Below are 17,198 nucleotides of genomic sequence, written 5' to 3'. Positions count from 1 at the left end.
ATCCATTCGTCCTTAGCCCGTCGAAAGATGAGCGGATTTTTAGCAGGTTATATATTGTTATTAATCTTGAGCTTATCGAATTGTTTCCTGCTACGAATTATATAGGGCTGCACCGTTCATACCAACTCATTATTTACATTATCAGAAATCTGCGTCAGCAATGCCCGCATTTGCACCACAATGTCACGTGCTTGCTCAGTATCTTCACCGCCATTGAGCTGCTCTAATGTCTGACATAATTCCCCAAAACCCATGGCACCAACAGTTCTGGCCGATGACTTGGTGCGGTGCCCCAAGTCGCTCACTGTTGCCATGTCGCCATGTTCCAGCGCAGTTTCGATTTCAACGATTGCTTTCTGTGTCAAGTCTAAAAACATCTTGACATATTTACGAATTTTGTCTGGGTGATTTCCCAACGTACTGGACAGTATTGAAACATCGATGATGTTTGGGTTGTTTGCACCTTCTGCTTCATGAGTTTCCATCGTTCCAACCTCCGGTAAGGTTGCGGCGGGTATGAGCAGGGCTTGATCGGATCGCGGCACAAGCCATTTGGAAAGTGTAGTAAGGAGTAGCTGAAACTCAATCGGTTTAGTTATGAAATCATCCATGCCCGCGCCGAAGCAACGTGTCAAACTTTCATGTCCTGCATTAGCAGTCATGGCAATTATTCGCGTGGCCGCGAGCTTAGGGTTGGCTCGAATCTGGCGAGTAGCTTCAAGGCCATCCATTACGGGCATCTGCATATCCATCAGGACACAGTCATAATGTTTCTTAACCAGCAGATCAAGTGCTACTTGTCCATTATTGGCGATGACAACGGTTGCGCCGGCTTCTTCCAATAGTTCTTTAGCCACTTGTTGGTTAAAGAGGTTGTCTTCAACCAACAGGATGCATGAGCCTTGAATGATATCCAAATCGACTGATGGCTCGGGTTGATCATTCGTAATCGGCTTGACACCTCTGTCCAGCCGGGCAGTAAACCAGAAAGTGCTGCCCATGCCGGGCACACTCTCTACGCCAACTTCGCCACCCATTATTTCAGCCAGCTGTCGGCTTATGGCCAGCCCCAGTCCGGTACCGCCATATTTCCGTGTGGTTGAAGCATCGGCCTGATGAAATGGCTGAAATAGTTGAGAGATTTGTTCTGCGCTTAAGCCGATGCCGCTATCCTGTACCTCGAAGCGCACCAAGTTGCCTGTTCCGTTGGTATTGTTTTCGATAATTCGTGCACGAATGATTATTTCACCCGTATCAGTAAATTTGATGGCGTTGCTGGTGAAATTTAGAAGTACCTGATACAGTCGCAACGAGTCACCACGAAGCGGATGAGATAAGTCAGGGTCAATTTCAAATACAAATTTCAGGTGTTTACTTCTAACGCTCTCACTAAATTGGCAGGAGATGTCCTCCAGTATTGTATCCAGCTCAAAATTCACTATATCTAATTCTATTTTGCCAGCTTCTATTTTGGAAAAATCGAGTATTTCATTGATCAGGCGCAATAGATGTTGCGCTGAATGGTCAATTTTTACAACATAATCAAGCTGCTTGGGGTTAAGTTCTGTACGTCGCACGAGCTGTGTCATGCCAATGATACTGTTCATTGGGGTGCGGATTTCGTGGCTCATGTTGGAAAGAAAGTCGCTTTTGGCTTGGTTGGCTTTCTCGGCTTGTAGCTTGGCTTGTTCAAGTTCAGAAGTGCGTTTCTCAACTCGATCTTCCAAGCTTGCATTCAGTTTGAGCAAGTTTTGCTCGGCAGATTTGAGTTCGGTGTGGTCAATTCCGATTGACAGGATCATTGCCGTCTCGCCTGGATGGTCTGAAAGGCGTGAGTGGTTCCAGGTAATTTCGAATTTTTCGCCTGATTTACTAATCAAAGTTGATTCTCGCTGAATGAGCTTATGTTCCCCCGTAGCAAGATCTTGCAAAGCCAGTTGGATCTCTGTTTCAGCTGATCCATCAAGAAAAATTGCCTGAAAAAAACGCTTATCCAATAATTCTGCTTCCTTCCAGCCAGTTAATAATTCCCCATAACGATTAAGACTATAAATAGATCCATCAGCAGATTGAGTCAGAATAATGACCTGTGTGGTATCAAGCAGACTTTCATTAAAATCCCGCTCAATTGAAATACGGTGCAACATCTCCTGCAGATTTCCAGCATGCGTTGCCACTTGCTGCTCCAGCGTTTCCAGGCGAAAGGATAAGGCTACTGCGGCTTCATTCAGACTGTCAATTTCGTCACCAAAAAAACGACGGCCGCGTGAGGAGATTTTTGAGCGTGCCTCAGCAAAAGCGCTGCGCCCCAGCAAGGGAATTGCTTGGATAGCCCGCGTCATGCGCTGCAATGGCGCATGCACCAGAAGCGCCAATAACAGCAAAGAAAGCAATGAAGTTGCTAACTCGGCCTGTAAGCGGCTCACTACCGATGTGCGAATTTCGCTTAAGGACTGAGTTAAATCATCGATTACCACTAGCATGGCGCCGGAGTATGCGTCACTAGAACTATCCATTGCCACAAACGACAATTCGAACTGTTTGTCTTGGTAAGGCACCAATTGCCAATTGGTCTTACTTTGTTTAAGTGGCAAAGCTTTTAATTGCTGGAGCAATGGAATGTTGCGTTCTGAGCCGCTCAGCGCAACCACTTGCAAGCCCAAATTTGGCAACGAGTTATTACCATTGACAAGGCCGTCAGGGGCCAGCACGCCAAGATCTGCTCCGGATAAACGATTGAAAGAAATAATAACTTCTGTCAGAGAGCTACCCAGAACAATTACCCCAGCCACTAGGCCCGACGATAGAATTGGAGCTGCAGCAAACTGAGTGCATGTCTGTTGGCAGTGTATCCAATGCGTGGCGCGTTCTTGCGAGATTACGGCATGCACACGGTCATTCTGCTCAATATCAGCGGTCACATCCCCATACCAAGAGGCCAAAGGGGTGCCCGTTCTGGAATACACCTTCATCGAATTGATGTCGAGATCGAGTTGCAAGACAGGCCAGTAATTATCGAAGTGCCCATAAAGCTGCTGAGATGCAGGCTCTAACTGGAGTTCATCTCTCGTGCCGACCGTCGCCAGTACGCTGGCCATTGCTTGCAAACGCAGAGCCGAATCAATGTGTACAGCGATAGCTTCAGAAATCAGGCGATCGCGCGATGTGGTGCGTTGTTCTTCAAATCGAGTGTTTAAATCATGATAATTCAGCCAGGAAAGTGTACCGTTAACCGAGAGCATCACAGCCCCCAGCGTGAGTAGTACCTTCCACTTCAGGCTCAAGAATCTGGATGTGTCATGGCCTGAATTAGTGGGTTGGCTTTCCCGCATTAGCGTTATTAAAACCGGAAAGATGCCAGTAACATGAACATGTTCCAACGGCGCACAAGAGATGAAGTGTTGGGGTTATCCTGAACTGGCAAGTAGGCTGTGCCGTCAACACGATGGTATTCGGCACGCAGCATGAATGCGGGGGTTACATCGAAACGCACTCCTGCAGTCCAATCTTTGGAAAAACGCGTAAAACTCGGCTGGCGTGTGGCCGCAGCGAATGCCTTGCCATCACGATCCTTACTATCGGTATATGCCACATCGTAACGTAGCAGTGCTTCCCACTTCGGAGCCAACCGGTAGCTGCCCTGAATATAATAGCTTTGGCCATGAATGGTGGCATCTGGAGCGTTCGGACCAAAGCCACTATTTGAAGCGGGCCGTAGGGCAAATTCACTGGTTATGCTCCAATATTCGGCGTTGTATTGGGCAGAAAAAATCTTTGGCGTAAACTTTAATCGTCCAGGCCCCAGCACATCACGTGCGCCAGGATTGTAGCCCGTATCCAATTGCAAGGCGGTAAAGCCGAAACGATACTTACCGCCGTCAAGTTCATAAATTGTCTGGAACATAGGCATCAATGTCGATTCGAACCTTCCATTAGGGATCAAGCCAACTAAGGCAATCTTACTCGCTTCGCTCTCAATCTGGGGCCGCCCGAGACCTAAAGTCATGAACAGGCTGCCGACTTCGCCATAGTGATCGAAATAAAGCTCGGCTCCGTCAGCCGCAACGGTAGGGTTACGTGTGCGCTCGAAGTAAATGGATTGAGGCAGGAGGATGCTGGGACGCGTGAAAGCGACATCGCGTGTTTTGTTATACAGCCCAAAATTAATTTTTACCCGCCCCAAGCGAAGCCCGGTACGAGATTGCTCGCTCGTTGATAGTGTCCAGTCGATTAGTCCATAATCCAGTCGCAAATTGCCGTTATCAGTTTCCCCTGCTTTATGCGAAAGTATTCCGGCGGACAGTTGCACATCGGAAGTCGGTCGTAAAGAAGCATTAACTCCGATTTCTCTAAAGTCTGCGCTAGCTTGTTTATTACTCTGACCGAGGAAATTATTGTCGCTGGTGATTACTACGCCCTGCGTGAGAAACCCATGTACCTTCAACTTGCTGTCCATTATATCTATGGCATGAGCAAAAGTAGTCCAAAGCAAGACTGTAGCTTGGATGCAAATCCAAGCTACAGTCTTAACGAATTTGAAGGATACGTACATTATCAGTGACCTCGTTTGATTTGATATAGCCAATCGCCCCTGGCGTTGATGATATTTTAGTGAGCATCTCTTGCGCGGTGGCTACTTGCTCAGGATATTGTCCCTGTCCGGAAAATACTTGCCGATCCCACGCTAATCTCAATTGATGGGGGAATATCTGCAGAATGTTCTTGCTGAAGGCGCCATGTTCAGGCGCATCATCATTCATTACAAATACCTTGGCCGTAGTATTTGCCGGCCACTTGCTAAGGCGCATGCCAAAAACAGCACGTAGCGTGCTTCGAGAAATCGTATTTTCGTTAGTCGAAGGGAACGCTATAACAACCATAGCTGGCTTTTGAGTGTCGGCATAAGAATTTGCAGTAATCAGCAGTGACGCAAGAATGTAAGTCGGAATGGCTCGCCAAAACAAAGCAAAAATATTCATTCTGAGAAAATTGTTCATTGCTAAAAACGGATGTAGCCAAATAGATTCCAACACAAGTTGCTAATGGTCGAGTTCAGAGTGTTGTACTTTGCTTCAGTTTTCATGTTTGTCGATTCATTTGTCTAAACGTTGAGCATTACTGGATTAATTAGACCTGCAAGCTCGCAAATAACACTAATATTCGATTTCAAGCTCTGAAATCATGGACATCCATGAACCATATGAATAATATAGCTAATAACGGGCTTGCAGCACGCTTGCTGCTGTTAAAGTCAATGCAGATGTATGAGGGTACTTCGACCAAGAGCCATGATTCTTTAATAATCTTCCCTAAAGTTTCATTTACGAGTAGAAAAATACTGGTGCCGATTAGCGTGCTTGCATAGGCACTGTCGATTTTAATTGGATTGATCCACGAGCAGTCTTGCGAAGGCGTTTACTAGAAGCAAAGTGCTGGTAACTGGTTGGTATTTAATAAATAATTGTATACAGTCAAAACATTGTGCGGAGACGGACTGGGTAATTCAGGCCGACGCTAGCCGTTATAAATTAGAGCTACTATTTATAGGATTTTGGTCATAGTGCCAATTCCGTGAAGGAAAGTTAAATTTCATTTTTATTGGCAAAATCGAGTAATAATGGTTGCTAGCTCATCACGTGCAATTGGTTTTATCAACGTGCCTAATGGTATCAAGCCAAGCTTGCTGGAATACACATCCATCCCAGACAACAGGTGTTGTTGGGTTCCTGAGATTAAAATGATTTTACCAACATAACCTTCCATACCAAGACGCATCAGGAAATCAACGCCGTCCATTTCAGGCATGCAGAGGTCGCATATAAGTATGTCCGGCTGTGATGATAACCCGTCTAATATTGCTATCCCCTGTTCCCCATTTTCCGCCTTAAAAACTTCGGCTACGCCTAATTCGAGCAGCATATCGCCAACAAATTCAAGTGTGAATTTGTCGTCGTCCAACAATAGTACTCGTAGTTTTTTCGCCGCTATCATCTGAGCTACTTCGTTCTCATTCGTGCCATTCGCAATCATACAAACCCCTCATTTCAATGTTCTCTTTAAATAAATTTACGCAAGTAATTGCACTGCAATATCTTATATTCATTAAATTTATTTATCATTTTCAAGCATTTATGTTTGACGCAAGTCAGCAAAACGGATTGCACCAAAGATTCTGGCCGAGGACTTAGGCCGGCACCTCAAGGAACTCCGCATCGCCATGTGTTAAGTGCGTTTCAATTGTAACTATTGTTTTTTGTGGCTAGTCTATAAATATCAGGGCACATTCGACATATTTTATCTGAATGATTTCACTATGTCTTGGTCGGATCGTAACCCTCAATGATGCTTAGGTGCGTTTGCACCTGCTATTCTCATTACTTTTTTTGCTAAAATATCGGAGGGTAGATCGCCGCGGGTACGAGGGTAGCGAAGCAATCGGCCCAATGTCGCACTTTGCGCCGACGAAACACGACGTTCACCGAATGTGGCATAGTGAGTGCGATGTGACAGAAGATCTGAAAAGCAATGGCGCATATTGCCCGAAGGTTAGTGTGGGTAATTTAGTGTGGAAATTAAGTGACGCCATCAACATTACTAAATTGGCTTGGCATTTATGAGACGCTTGACCGATATCCTTTTAAGTGAGTGACTTGTCGACGTCCACGATGAGACACTACTCTCCGAAATAAACAATCAAGATAGCTATGGTGCAACGCAAGCATAAAAGCAGTTTAAAATCAGGTGTATCAAGGGCGTTTTTATCTGTTGTTTTCCAATGCAGCTTACTTCGATATTGGTAGTACGTCCCATTCTTAAATTTGTGCCGCGAGACAGTGACGATGAAACTGTCCGAGCTTGAGTATAGCTACTGACCCAACCCCTTGGCTGACTGGCTAGACTCTTGCAGCGTGTAATCTGCACCAATTCGCTAAATCTGGCACGATACCCCGCCACATTAGAAATTTTGATGTCGAAGATTGTAATTTAATAATTTCAAATTAAATTCAATTTGATAGCATCACATTTGATCCGTATTTGGATCGGGGAAAAAATTGGTTTTAAACTGAACGCTTAAGCGCCCCCTTTGCCTGACTGACAAACACTGTCAGAATGTCTGTATCATTCATCGTGCAGGAGATTGTTTATGAAAGCGCCTATCCGCATCGCCATTACTGGTGCTGCTGGTCAGATTAGTTACAGTCTATTGTTTCGTATCGCTAATGGCGAAATGCTGAAACACGAACAGCCCATCATTCTACAACTACTGGATATACCACAAGCGCAACAAGCGTTGCGTGGAATAGCAATGGAGCTGGAAGATTGCACATTTCCCTTGTTGCAGCAAGTTATCATTACTGATGACCCCAAAGTCGCTTTTCTCGATGCAGAAATTGTCCTGCTAATTGGCGCGCGTCCGCGTAGCAAGGGTATGGAACGAAATGATCTGATCGAAATCAACGCTGGAATTTTCGCCGAGCAGGGCAAAATTCTTAATGCGTTTGCCGCACCTCATGTCAAAGTTCTAGTGGTAGGTAATCCAGCTAACACCAATGCATTAATTGTCATGCGTAACGCACCTGACCTCAACCCGAAGAATATAAGCTCTATGATGCGGCTTGATCACAACCGCGCCATTGCGCAGGTAGCTCGCAAGCTTTCACAACCAATTGATAAAATTAAAAAAATGGTGATATGGGGCAACCATTCCGGTACACAATATCCTGATCTGTCACATGCCGAAATTAGCGGGCGCAAAATCTTAGACATTCTGCCAGATCATAACTGGATTGAAAGCGAATTCATCCCTACGGTGCAAAAGCGCGGAACGGTGGTGATTGAAGCGCGTGGATTGAGTAGTGCTGCCAGCGCAGCCAACGCAGCCATTGGTCATATGCATGACTGGATACTTGGCTCGCACCATGATGACTGGGTCACCATGAGCGTATTATCGGATGGTAGTTACGATATACCAGCAGGTGTGGTATATGGATTTCCTGTCACTTGTCACAACGGTGACTACCAAATAGTTCCGAATCTACCCATAAGTGAATTTGGTCGACAGCATATGCTGGAAAGTTATTATGAGTTATTGAAAGAAAGTGAACAAATAACACATCTGCTAGGTTAGTTGTCAAAAATTATCTATGTCGCTCGCTTTAATACTAAGCCTGCCATCTGGATACGTAAAAACTAAAAATATCAAAGTTGGACGACATTGCTATTTAAAAACTAAGTAACATTAGATTGACGATTATTCAATAATGAGATGCAAGATGAAGTTGAATCAGCAAGACTTAGAAAACATATCCACCCTCACTTTAAATTACTACAACCAGCATGCCGAAGATTTCTTTACCGGCACATGCAATCACGACGTCAGCCAGAACATAATGTCGTTGTTGCACTACATCGAGGTTGAGCCGCCTTTTAATATACTAGATTTTGGTTGCGGACCGGGACGAGACCTCAGGGTATTTACCAAAATGGGTCATGTTGCGTCGGGTTTAGATGGCAGCAAGTCTTTCGCTGAAATGGCGCGTGACTACAGTCGTTGCGAAGTATGGCAGCAAGATTTTCACAAGCTCGATCTTCCTGCCAATCATTTTGATGGGGTCTTTGCCAACGCCTCACTGTTCCATGTGGCCATTCAAGAGTTGCCACGGATATTACGTGAGTTGCACTCGACGCTAAAACCGGGTGCTGTTCTGTTTAGTTCAAATCCGCACGGGAACAACGAGGAAGGGTGGAACAACGGTCGTTACGGCGTATATTATAATCTCGATACTTGGCGGTGCCTCATGTTAGATGCGGGATTCACTGAATTAATCCATTATTACCGTCCTGACAACTTGCCACGGGAACAGCAGCCTTGGTTGGCAAGCGTTTGGAGGCGTGGATGATAATAAATTTCCAGAAAAAAACCAAGTGTATTGGCTAGTACTGAGCCTTTAATGAATTGCAATGATAAAATCATAAAGAGTAAACTTATTCATACTACTTGCTCATAATTCGTTGCCTTTTTCGCCCGAGCTACCTTAAAAGGCAGTTGTAAGATGGCTATTGAAAATAGGGATTACACACAAGGAAATCATATGACCTATTCCACCGTGCAAGAAAAAAAAGCAGCAAGTCATACCCCGCGTCCGTTTGTTGATCTGTTAATCAGCATTCTTATTCCGTCAGTTATTCTGATGAAATTCAGTGGTGAGGACAATCTGGGTGCTAGCGGAGCTCTAATTATAGCCTTGGCTTTTCCGCTTGTCTGGGGTTCATTTGAATTTTTGAAATATAAAAAATTCAATTTTATAGCACTTCTTGGTTTGGTAAGTACGTTACTTACAGGTGGTATTGGTTTATTGGAGTTGAATACCAAATGGCTGGCGATTAAAGAGGCCGCAATTCCTGGCTTGATTGGTATTGCAGTGCTACTTTCTACTTATTCACGTTATCCTTTGATCAGGACATTGCTGTATAACCCAGCTGTTATTGATATTGAAAAAATCACCCTGAAGCTTGTAGAAAATAACAATACTGAGATTTTTGAAGCCCGTTTATTAAAAGCCACCTACCTGCTTGGCGGTACCTTTTTCTTTTCTTCAGGTATGAATTATATACTTGCAAAATGGATTGTAGTCAGCCCTTCAGGTAGCGCTGCTTTCAATGAGGAGCTGGGACAATTAACTTTGCTTAGCTACCCAATGATCGCGATTCCTTCCATGCTAATGATGATGATGATTTTTTATTATTTGTGGCGTACTATTTCCAGCCTGACTGGACTTACCTTGGATGATGTGCTCGCATCCAATAAAATTAATAAAGGTGAGAAACATGACTAGTATATGGCGTAGCATCTGGACTTTTATCATGTTAATTTGTGCAATCGCCGCGATTTTTTTGATTTTAGGCGTGCTGCCCCTTATTTTTTTCCCGTCAAAATGGCTCTCTTGATGCCTCTATTGAATGTTAGATCAGTTTTCCGGAACTGATGTTGAAGTTGAATAGTATCATTGTATGAATATATTATATAATATATTCATATGGTTGAAGTTGTTTTAATGTTCTGTTTGGAGGTCGCTTTCCTGAAGTGCTTATTGACATTACCGCTGCGTTTGCAAGCCTTTCGTCCTAGGCCACGCTTTCCTTGAAAGACAGCATGAAAATTGTCTCGACGGCCTCGACAATGCCAGTCAGTGTCTGTTCGCGAACGTATTTCTAACTGTGGTTTAAATTCAAGTTTAAGGATGCAGAAATATGAGCGCGTTAAGTGATACGGAATTCAGGGGTAAGAACAGTATTATGTTTATTATTGAATCGTTGCTGCAATAGCTTTCGCACACAGGATTCCACTCATCACTGCTCCTTCTAGCGTAGCCGGATAATCGCCTGCCGTGTAATCGCCAGCTAAGAGTACGTTGGCAAGCGGTGTGGTATGGGAAGGGCGAGGAAGGTTTGTTTTGCAGGAGAAGGTGGCACTTTTTTCTGCAATAACTTTGTGCCACAAAGGTGTTTCCATTATTCCAAGTTGTTCGTAGATTTCTTGCGCTACTTTTTGTGCTAACAGCTCATGTTTTAAATTTTGATGACTCCCTTGTGCGCTAATGACGGCGGCGATTAAACCGTGCTGCCCGGCGATTTGTCCTTTATCAAACAACCATTGAGCAAAGCATTGATCGAAGCCCAGCATTGGCTGTGGCAAGTGCACCTGTTCGGGGTATTGCAGATACACGGTGTAAATAGGTTGATGCGAAATGCCTGCAATCTGTTCGGCTATGAGTGCAAGTTGTGGCACGGTACGGAATAGTCGCGCAGCTGAAATAGGTGAGGATGCACAGATGACATGGCTGAATAGTTCGGTATGCGCATTGGATTCAGCAGTTGAACGGGTGATTAATTTGATTTCTTTGCCATGTGGATTGATGGCTTCTACGCTGCAAGCAGTAAGCACTGTGCCCTTATATTGATTGACAAATTCAGTTGCACGTTCTGGAAATAGTGCTGTGAAATCTATGCGTGGCAGCAGCATGTCGCTATTGCTGCGCAAACCGTTCAGACTGTCGCGTAACACATGTAGTAACACTTGTGCGGAGGCAATGTGTATCGGTGTGTTGAGCGCGGAGATGCAGATTGGCTCCCATAATATTCGTATCAGCTCGTCATCTTGGTCGTGCATACGTAACAATTCCAATACACTGATATCGTGTGGCAAGGTGAAATTTATGCGGTTCAGCATGAGCATAAAACGAGCGGCGCGCAAGCGCTTGCCGAATACAAGTCCTTTTGATCTTAGCAGTCCAGCTAGTAGATGAAGCGGGGCGGGGAGGTGCGGTGCTTTTAATTCAAAGCGATTGTGTAAAATGAGTTGAAGCGGCAAACGCACGAAGTCGTGCTCTATGTTGCCGCCGACTTGTTCAATAAGCTGCAATGTATGGTGGTAGCAACCAAGCAGAATGTGCTGGCCGTTATCGATTTGAACATTATTATGTTGCACACCGCGTGCACGGCCGCCAAGCTGCTTAGCGCTTTCGAATACTGTAACCAAAACGTTAGATGCAGCGAGCGTCACGGCGGCGGCCATGCCGGCGTAGCCACCGCCAATGATGGCGACATGTAAATTTTTATTTTGGCTCACGATACCAATTCTCTGTTCGCTTTAAGCGTAGCGAAGGAAGTTATTTTTTCTTCTGTTCGGCTTAGACGTAAATGTGTCTATAGCTTAGTACGAATGACAGGTTAGAGCAGCTACAGTGCCCTTAATTTTTCACCCAGGTTTTACATGCTAGCCACAGCTTGCGCAGTGGCGTGAGCGAGACGCGTTCTTTTAGTACATGACAGCCACTGGCAACGATTTCTTCCAGAGTAGTTCGATAAATTGCCGCCATGATAAGTCCGGTGCGCTGCGCTTTGCGGTCAGTATCGGGCAGTTGCTCGAGTGCTCGTTGGTAGTAGCGCTGTGCGCGATCAACTTGAAACTGCATGAGTTTCTGAAAGCCTTCACCCTCCTTGTTATCAAGGATATCGTTGACATGCACACCGAAAAGCGCTAACTCATTAAGCGGCAGGTAGATGCGCCCGCGTCGAGCGTCTTCGCCCACGTCACGAATGATGTTAGTAAGCTGGAAAGCGAGGCCAAGATCGTGCGCATATTTGAGCGTATTACGGTCGGTGTAGCCAAAAATTTCTACAGTGAGCAACCCCACTACCGAGGCAACACGATAACAATATTGTTCTAGAGCCTTAAAATCGACATATTGGTGCTGTTGCAAGTCCATTTCCATACCATCGATAATCTCGTGGAAATATTCTTGAGGTAAGTTGTATTGCTTAACCACCGGCTTCAGTGCCCGTGTGACAGGATGCTGCGGCGTTCCTGTGTAAATAGCAGTCACTTCGGTATGCCACCAAGCCAGCGTAGAGTGTGCCACGTTTTCATCTGAGTTTTCGTCCACAACATCATCTACTTCACGACAAAAAGCATACAACGCTGTGATAGCGCGGCGTTTGTCTGACGGCAGAAACATAAAACTGTAGTAGAAGCTTGAACCGCTTTGTGCTGCTTTGTCTTTGCAATATTGATCTGGAGTCATGTTAATTCGCAATTGAACGGTAATAGGCTGGACTATTTCTTTAGGACGCCTCTAAAATTCAATTTTGCGAGTAGCCGATCTGCGACTTGCATGTTTACCTCGCTTCATCAAAATATGGCGTTACTCGAAAAAAATTATTGATTACATATTAAGTATATGCTGCGCCCAGATTTGTTACTCTTACCTGTCTTGCCTAGAAACCTGAATTTTTTAAGACGGTCATTAGAAATTAAAGGGCGCGCTTTTGCCCAACATAATAACCCAGTCGAATGGGCGTAAGATAGGACGTTGGCGGAACATGTCGAACTGTGCGGTTTCAAGCTTGTCGAGGATGCGGTTGCCACCAGCAATAATGAGCCGCATTTCAAGGCCAATACGGCCAGTGAGTATGCTGCCAAGGGGGGTGCCGCTGCGCATCAAGTCGCGTGCGCGCTTAGCCTGAAATTGCATGAGCTGTTGCCATTCCTTATCTACACGGCTTTCTGAGATATGTGCTTCAGTTACGCAGAAGTGCGCCATTTCATCTTGCGGTAAATAGATTCGGTCGATGGCATAGTCCTTCGATATATCTTGCCAAAAATTAATGAGTTGTAGGCTGGTGCAAATGGCGTCGGAATATATCAGGTTTGAGGGTGTGGCTTCTTCATACAGGTGTAACAGTAATCTGCCGACCGGATTAGCGGAACGGCGGCAGTAGTCCAGCACTTCGTCGAAATTGGAATATCGTTTTTTGAGCACATCCTGCGAGAAAGCATCAAGTAAATCGTGGAACAATTGCAAAGGCAACTGGTGTTGCGCAATGATGTCTGCTAAGTCACGGAATAAAGGGGTCAAAGGTGTTTCATTGGTGGCGATGCGATTAAGTTCATTTCGAAAACTATCAAGTGCCGTAAAACGCTCTTCATTTAGGAGATCGCCCTCGTCGGCAAAATCGTCAGCCTGGCGCGCAAAATGGTAAATGATCTCCACTGCTCGCCGCAAGCGTTTAGGCATAAGGATGGAGGCAACAGGAAAGTTTTCATAGTGATTGACGGACATTTGAATGCAAGTTTTGATCTGTTATTCTAGCGTTGATGAGAGTCTAGCTGACTGTCTGACTTGAAGAGTCTAAGCGAAATTTGGCTGGGCGAGAGCAGGTTTCGCGAGCTTTCACCTTGTGGCTAAATGCCTGCTTACCCCACTTGCCGTTTTTTTGTCAAAAGTCATTTATTGACCAAAAAAACGCGGGAATCTGCACCGACCAGGCGGAATTTCAGCCGATTTCCTTTAAATCCGACAGGTTGCTAGGGCAAAGCAAGCTGTGAGGGTGAAGGCTTCTTTGCAAACATGCTTGCATTAAATTAAGTTGTAGCAATTTAAAATTGACGTTGCCGTTAATTGTTTTGATCGATACAGTAATTGTCAAATTTGATTCAGTTTATCAATTTGTAAGTGCGCCCCTAATAATTCAAGTTTTTAAGCAAGACAAGGCACGAGTAAAAAATTTGAGTGCAGTATAAATTATAATATGTAGGCGATAATTTTTTTCGAGTGGTGACGTATTGTGACGAAAAATTGGATTATGTATAGGTGCCCTTAATTTACAATCTTCGCTCTGCGGTCATATCACCTTGATTTTGGCAGATGTTTGCTGTTGTGGTAGAGCTTTCATCAGTCTGACATGGGTAATGGTAATAGATAACATTGAGATATTGCGCAACGTCATCTATTTCTTCCTGGTCCCACCCAAGCCCTGCAATTCCCTGCCAGCGCTGTACTTCCGATTGTAGACTTGTCCAGTCAGTAACGCGTTTCTTTTCTCTCCAATGTATTTGGGTGCTATGACAGGCGATGCAATGTTTTGTGTACAACAACTCGCCACGTGTAGCGTTATGTATCAATAGTGTTTCAGCATTAACGAAATTTCCAGAAAAAATGAACAGAGCAGCGAGAATTAATCTTCGAAACATATCAATCTCCTAGTGAACATTACCTTTCGGCTCAGTATATACCTCTATATAAGGTTTTGTCGCCTAGCACCCTGGGTGCTAATGCCAGAGGAACGATCACTATGTAAGCGCTAAGTGAAATGTCCACTATTTGTCAATAACGAGCACCTCTAAAATTCCAATTTATCGAACAACCACTCTGCGGCATGCCTGCTTTCCTTGTATCATCTCAATACGGCTCAACTTGAAAAAAATTATTGATTACTTAACAATAATATATGCCTCGTTCAAATTTGTTTACTCGTGTCTTGTATTAGTTGGAAACTTATATACTTTAAAACACTCTAACTAACAAAGTATTTATAAATACAAGAAGCGGAAATGCTGCGCTTTAAAATCACAAGAAGGCAATATCATTATAAACTGAGTTGAGGGTTTGCTACTTTAGTCTAAAAGCCACCTTGTACTGCTACTAAGCTTGGAGAGGTAGGCTCCTACTTAGCTGTTTTTCTATTTGAGATTTTCAAGTATTGAATGGGGTTTGAGTGCTGCTGATGATGATGGTAGGATACGAAACCACTGTTAGAGATTATATTCAGCCATTCGAATATCAGTGATAGTTGATGACACGAGGAAAATGTATTGACAGACGGGGGTAGTAGCGAAGGCGCAAGGTAAAACAAAATCATGTCGGGTTGATAGACTTAATTTATGAGGGATGAAAATGCACAATACAATTGTGGTAAATTTATTTAGGCTGTTTTTGGTAGTGGCTTTTTTTGCGATGAGTGCAAGTGCACAAGCTGATTTGCAAGACGCTATTAAGGACTATGAGAAAGGTAACTACCCAGCTGCATATAAAGAATTTAGACGGCTGGCAGTTAGTGGTGATGCAGCTGCCCAATACAATCTTGGTTTAATGTACCATAAAGGCCAAGGTGTTCATCAAGATTTCAAAGAAGCTGCGGTCTGGTATAGATATGCTGCCAAGCAGCAAGATGCAGATGCCCTGAACTCGCTTGGAGTTTTACACCAGTATGGCGAAGGTGTATCACGGGACTATGATAAGGCAGCTATGCTTTACCACCAAGCAGCCGGGCAAGGTCATGCTGGTGCACAACTTAACCTTGGGCTGATGTCGCATGAAGGCAAGGGTGTGCCCAAAAATTACAACGAAGCCGTGTGGTGGTATCGTAAAGCGGCTGCTCAGGATAACGCAATTGCGCAGTACAATCTTGGTTTACTATATGAGAATGGTCAAGGTGTACCACAGGATTTTAAGGAAGCCGCGTCTTGGTATCTAAAATCAGCTGAGCAAGGAAATGTAAAAGCGCAGCACAGTATCGGGAAGGTGTTTGAAAGTGGTCAAAGCGTTCCACAGGACTGGATTCAAGCGCACATGTGGTATAACTTGGCAGCGGGAAAAGGATACAAAGCGGCTGAGTTCAGTAGGAAAAGTATTGAACGCAAATTGGCTGATGTGCAAATTGAACAGGCGCAATCATTGGCACGGAAGTGGCTGGAAGAGCATTCTAAGCAATAGTAGAAGTGATGATGGTGGCGTGTCTTGAGATTTACACTGCCACCTTAAAAAATTATTGAAGAAAGCCAGCGACTCTTCTTCCGGAGTTTCGGGGAGGAATTAAAGCGTGATGGCTATGCACGCAAGCTTAAAAATCCTTGGCTGCGTAAAACGAGCATGCGCCATGCGGTAGCATTCGTTCACAGCCTATCAATTCTGTGGGGACTTCTTTTTCGCTGTCGATACACTGACTTTGTCCACCACTTTCCTTTCATCCAAATTCTTATTGTGCGAACAGTTTATTTTCAACGCTGCCGTGACTGACTGCATTGTCCGATTGCCACGAGAGTCGACATCGAATAACGCGTGTTCGATATATGCTTTCAAAAAAACGTATATTCTCATTGTTTTCGCCACTCTAGAAATTAATCCTAAAACAAGTGGAAACCACTCACGTAATTGTTAAGGAATGATGGAGCGGGGTTAGTATCTTGTTTATGATGAGTAACGTGATGGAGTTTTAACTCACTGGGGTATAACAGCGCTTTCGCTATGGGTTGCAGGTTCCATATTTCAAGGTATTTCATTTTCAAATAAACAACCTTTGTTTATTTCAGCGTTGTTGCTGGGATTCGCCAATGCGGTTATTAGACCTGTCGTTATATTACTTACCATACCTTTTACACTTATCACTTCGGTTTATTTCTGCTGGTTATCAATGCGCTGATGATGCTTCTGGTGTTCCATGCTTCAAGGTGTCAGGATTTTGGGCTGCATTTTTTGCGAGCATCTATATTGCGGTTCTCAGCTTTATTGTGGGCCTAGTCGTTTTCCAGTCAGGTGATAATCTTATTGTCATCCCCGCCCATAATGGAGTGTACATCTGAGAAACTATTGAGAGCAGAAAAACCGGCGTTGGAATACCAGAATCGCTAAATGAGGCCGGAATTGAAAGTGTTGGTACAGTACAAGAAAAGTGATGGAATCAGTGTGGCGGGCATCGACATCGGCAACTACAACGGTTCATGCGATATGCGGTTTCAAAAGCGTATCACGAGTCATCGGTTTAGAAATAAACCGCTCTGTGGGATGGGCCGCCAAGTTTAATCTAAGTAGTCGACACTGAATTATTCGATTCTGTCGTTCAGATCAGGCTACGCAAGC

13 protein-coding genes are annotated in these 17,198 nt (G+C 44.4%); 5 read left to right on the top strand and 8 right to left on the bottom strand.

From position 1 onward, the window contains the following. Nucleotides 1-116: 116 nt before the first annotated feature. The 4 genes from MJ770_RS00065 to MJ770_RS00050 all read right to left on the bottom strand — a co-directional run bounded on the left by MJ770_RS00065 (nucleotide 117) and on the right by MJ770_RS00050 (nucleotide 6,030). Nucleotides 117-3,380, bottom strand: coding sequence for an ATP-binding protein (locus MJ770_RS00065; RefSeq protein ID WP_239249174.1), 3,264 nt, complete (start codon nucleotides 3,378-3,380; stop codon nucleotides 117-119). Continuing rightward, complete coding sequence (locus tag MJ770_RS00060) at nucleotides 3,341-4,492, bottom strand: hypothetical protein (RefSeq protein ID WP_239249172.1); 1,152 nt, start codon at nucleotides 4,490-4,492, stop codon at nucleotides 3,341-3,343. The genes MJ770_RS00065 and MJ770_RS00060 overlap by 40 nt, the downstream gene beginning before the upstream one ends. Nucleotides 4,493-4,526: 34 nt before the next feature. Next, nucleotides 4,527-5,030: a substrate-binding domain-containing protein gene (locus tag MJ770_RS00055; RefSeq protein WP_239249170.1), complete on the bottom strand. Its 504-nt coding sequence runs from the start codon at nucleotides 5,028-5,030 to the stop codon at nucleotides 4,527-4,529. A gap of 565 nt (nucleotides 5,031-5,595) precedes the next feature. Beyond that, complete coding sequence (locus MJ770_RS00050) at nucleotides 5,596-6,030, bottom strand: response regulator (RefSeq protein WP_239249168.1); 435 nt, start codon at nucleotides 6,028-6,030, stop codon at nucleotides 5,596-5,598. 1,114 nt (nucleotides 6,031-7,144) lie between these two features. Here MJ770_RS00050 and MJ770_RS00045 point away from each other — a divergent pair. The 3 genes from MJ770_RS00045 to MJ770_RS00035 all read left to right on the top strand — a co-directional run bounded on the left by MJ770_RS00045 (nucleotide 7,145) and on the right by MJ770_RS00035 (nucleotide 9,836). Then, nucleotides 7,145-8,128, top strand: a complete 984-nt coding sequence (locus tag MJ770_RS00045; RefSeq protein WP_239249166.1) for a malate dehydrogenase — start codon at nucleotides 7,145-7,147, stop codon at nucleotides 8,126-8,128. Nucleotides 8,129-8,273: 145 nt separating this feature from the next. Beyond that, nucleotides 8,274-8,900 carry a class I SAM-dependent methyltransferase gene (locus MJ770_RS00040; RefSeq protein WP_239249164.1) on the top strand — a complete coding sequence of 209 codons (627 nt, stop codon included), beginning with the start codon at nucleotides 8,274-8,276 and terminating at the stop codon, nucleotides 8,898-8,900. Nucleotides 8,901-9,053: 153 nt separating this feature from the next. Next, complete coding sequence (locus MJ770_RS00035) at nucleotides 9,054-9,836, top strand: VC0807 family protein (protein WP_239249162.1); 783 nt, start codon at nucleotides 9,054-9,056, stop codon at nucleotides 9,834-9,836. Nucleotides 9,837-10,303: 467 nt separating this feature from the next. Here MJ770_RS00035 and hpnE read toward each other — a convergent pair whose 3' ends face one another. The 4 genes from hpnE to MJ770_RS00015 form a co-directional block, all read right to left on the bottom strand. Next, complete coding sequence (gene hpnE / locus MJ770_RS00030; RefSeq protein WP_239249160.1) at nucleotides 10,304-11,629, bottom strand: hydroxysqualene dehydroxylase HpnE; 1,326 nt, start codon at nucleotides 11,627-11,629, stop codon at nucleotides 10,304-10,306. A gap of 121 nt (nucleotides 11,630-11,750) precedes the next feature. Further along, nucleotides 11,751-12,584, bottom strand: a complete 834-nt coding sequence (hpnD, locus tag MJ770_RS00025) for a presqualene diphosphate synthase HpnD (RefSeq protein WP_239249158.1) — start codon at nucleotides 12,582-12,584, stop codon at nucleotides 11,751-11,753. Between the two features lie 222 nt (nucleotides 12,585-12,806). Further along, on the bottom strand, nucleotides 12,807-13,622 hold the full coding sequence (gene hpnC, locus MJ770_RS00020) for a squalene synthase HpnC (protein WP_239249156.1): 816 nt from the start codon (nucleotides 13,620-13,622) through the stop codon (nucleotides 12,807-12,809). 542 nt (nucleotides 13,623-14,164) lie between these two features. Next, on the bottom strand, nucleotides 14,165-14,533 hold the full coding sequence (locus tag MJ770_RS00015) for a cytochrome c (protein ID WP_239249154.1): 369 nt from the start codon (nucleotides 14,531-14,533) through the stop codon (nucleotides 14,165-14,167). A gap of 703 nt (nucleotides 14,534-15,236) precedes the next feature. On the opposite strand from MJ770_RS00015, the gene MJ770_RS00010 reads away from it, so the two are divergent. Together MJ770_RS00010 and MJ770_RS00005 are read left to right on the top strand one after the other, a co-directional pair. After that, the gene (locus MJ770_RS00010; protein ID WP_239249152.1) at nucleotides 15,237-16,055 is read left to right on the top strand and encodes a tetratricopeptide repeat protein; all 819 of its coding nucleotides are present in this window, start codon (nucleotides 15,237-15,239) and stop codon (nucleotides 16,053-16,055) included. Between the two features lie 514 nt (nucleotides 16,056-16,569). Then, entirely contained in the window at nucleotides 16,570-16,761 is a 192-nt protein-coding gene (locus MJ770_RS00005; protein WP_320412202.1) for a phage holin family protein, read from the top strand. Nucleotides 16,762-17,198: the final 437 nt, after the last annotated feature.

Origin of the sequence: Candidatus Nitrotoga sp. M5 (genome assembly GCF_927904885.1) — a bacterium.
Taxonomy (GTDB): Bacteria; Pseudomonadota; Gammaproteobacteria; order Burkholderiales; family Gallionellaceae; genus Nitrotoga.
Note: the sequence above shows the minus strand (reverse complement) of the source record. Positions and strands in the feature narration are given on the sequence as shown.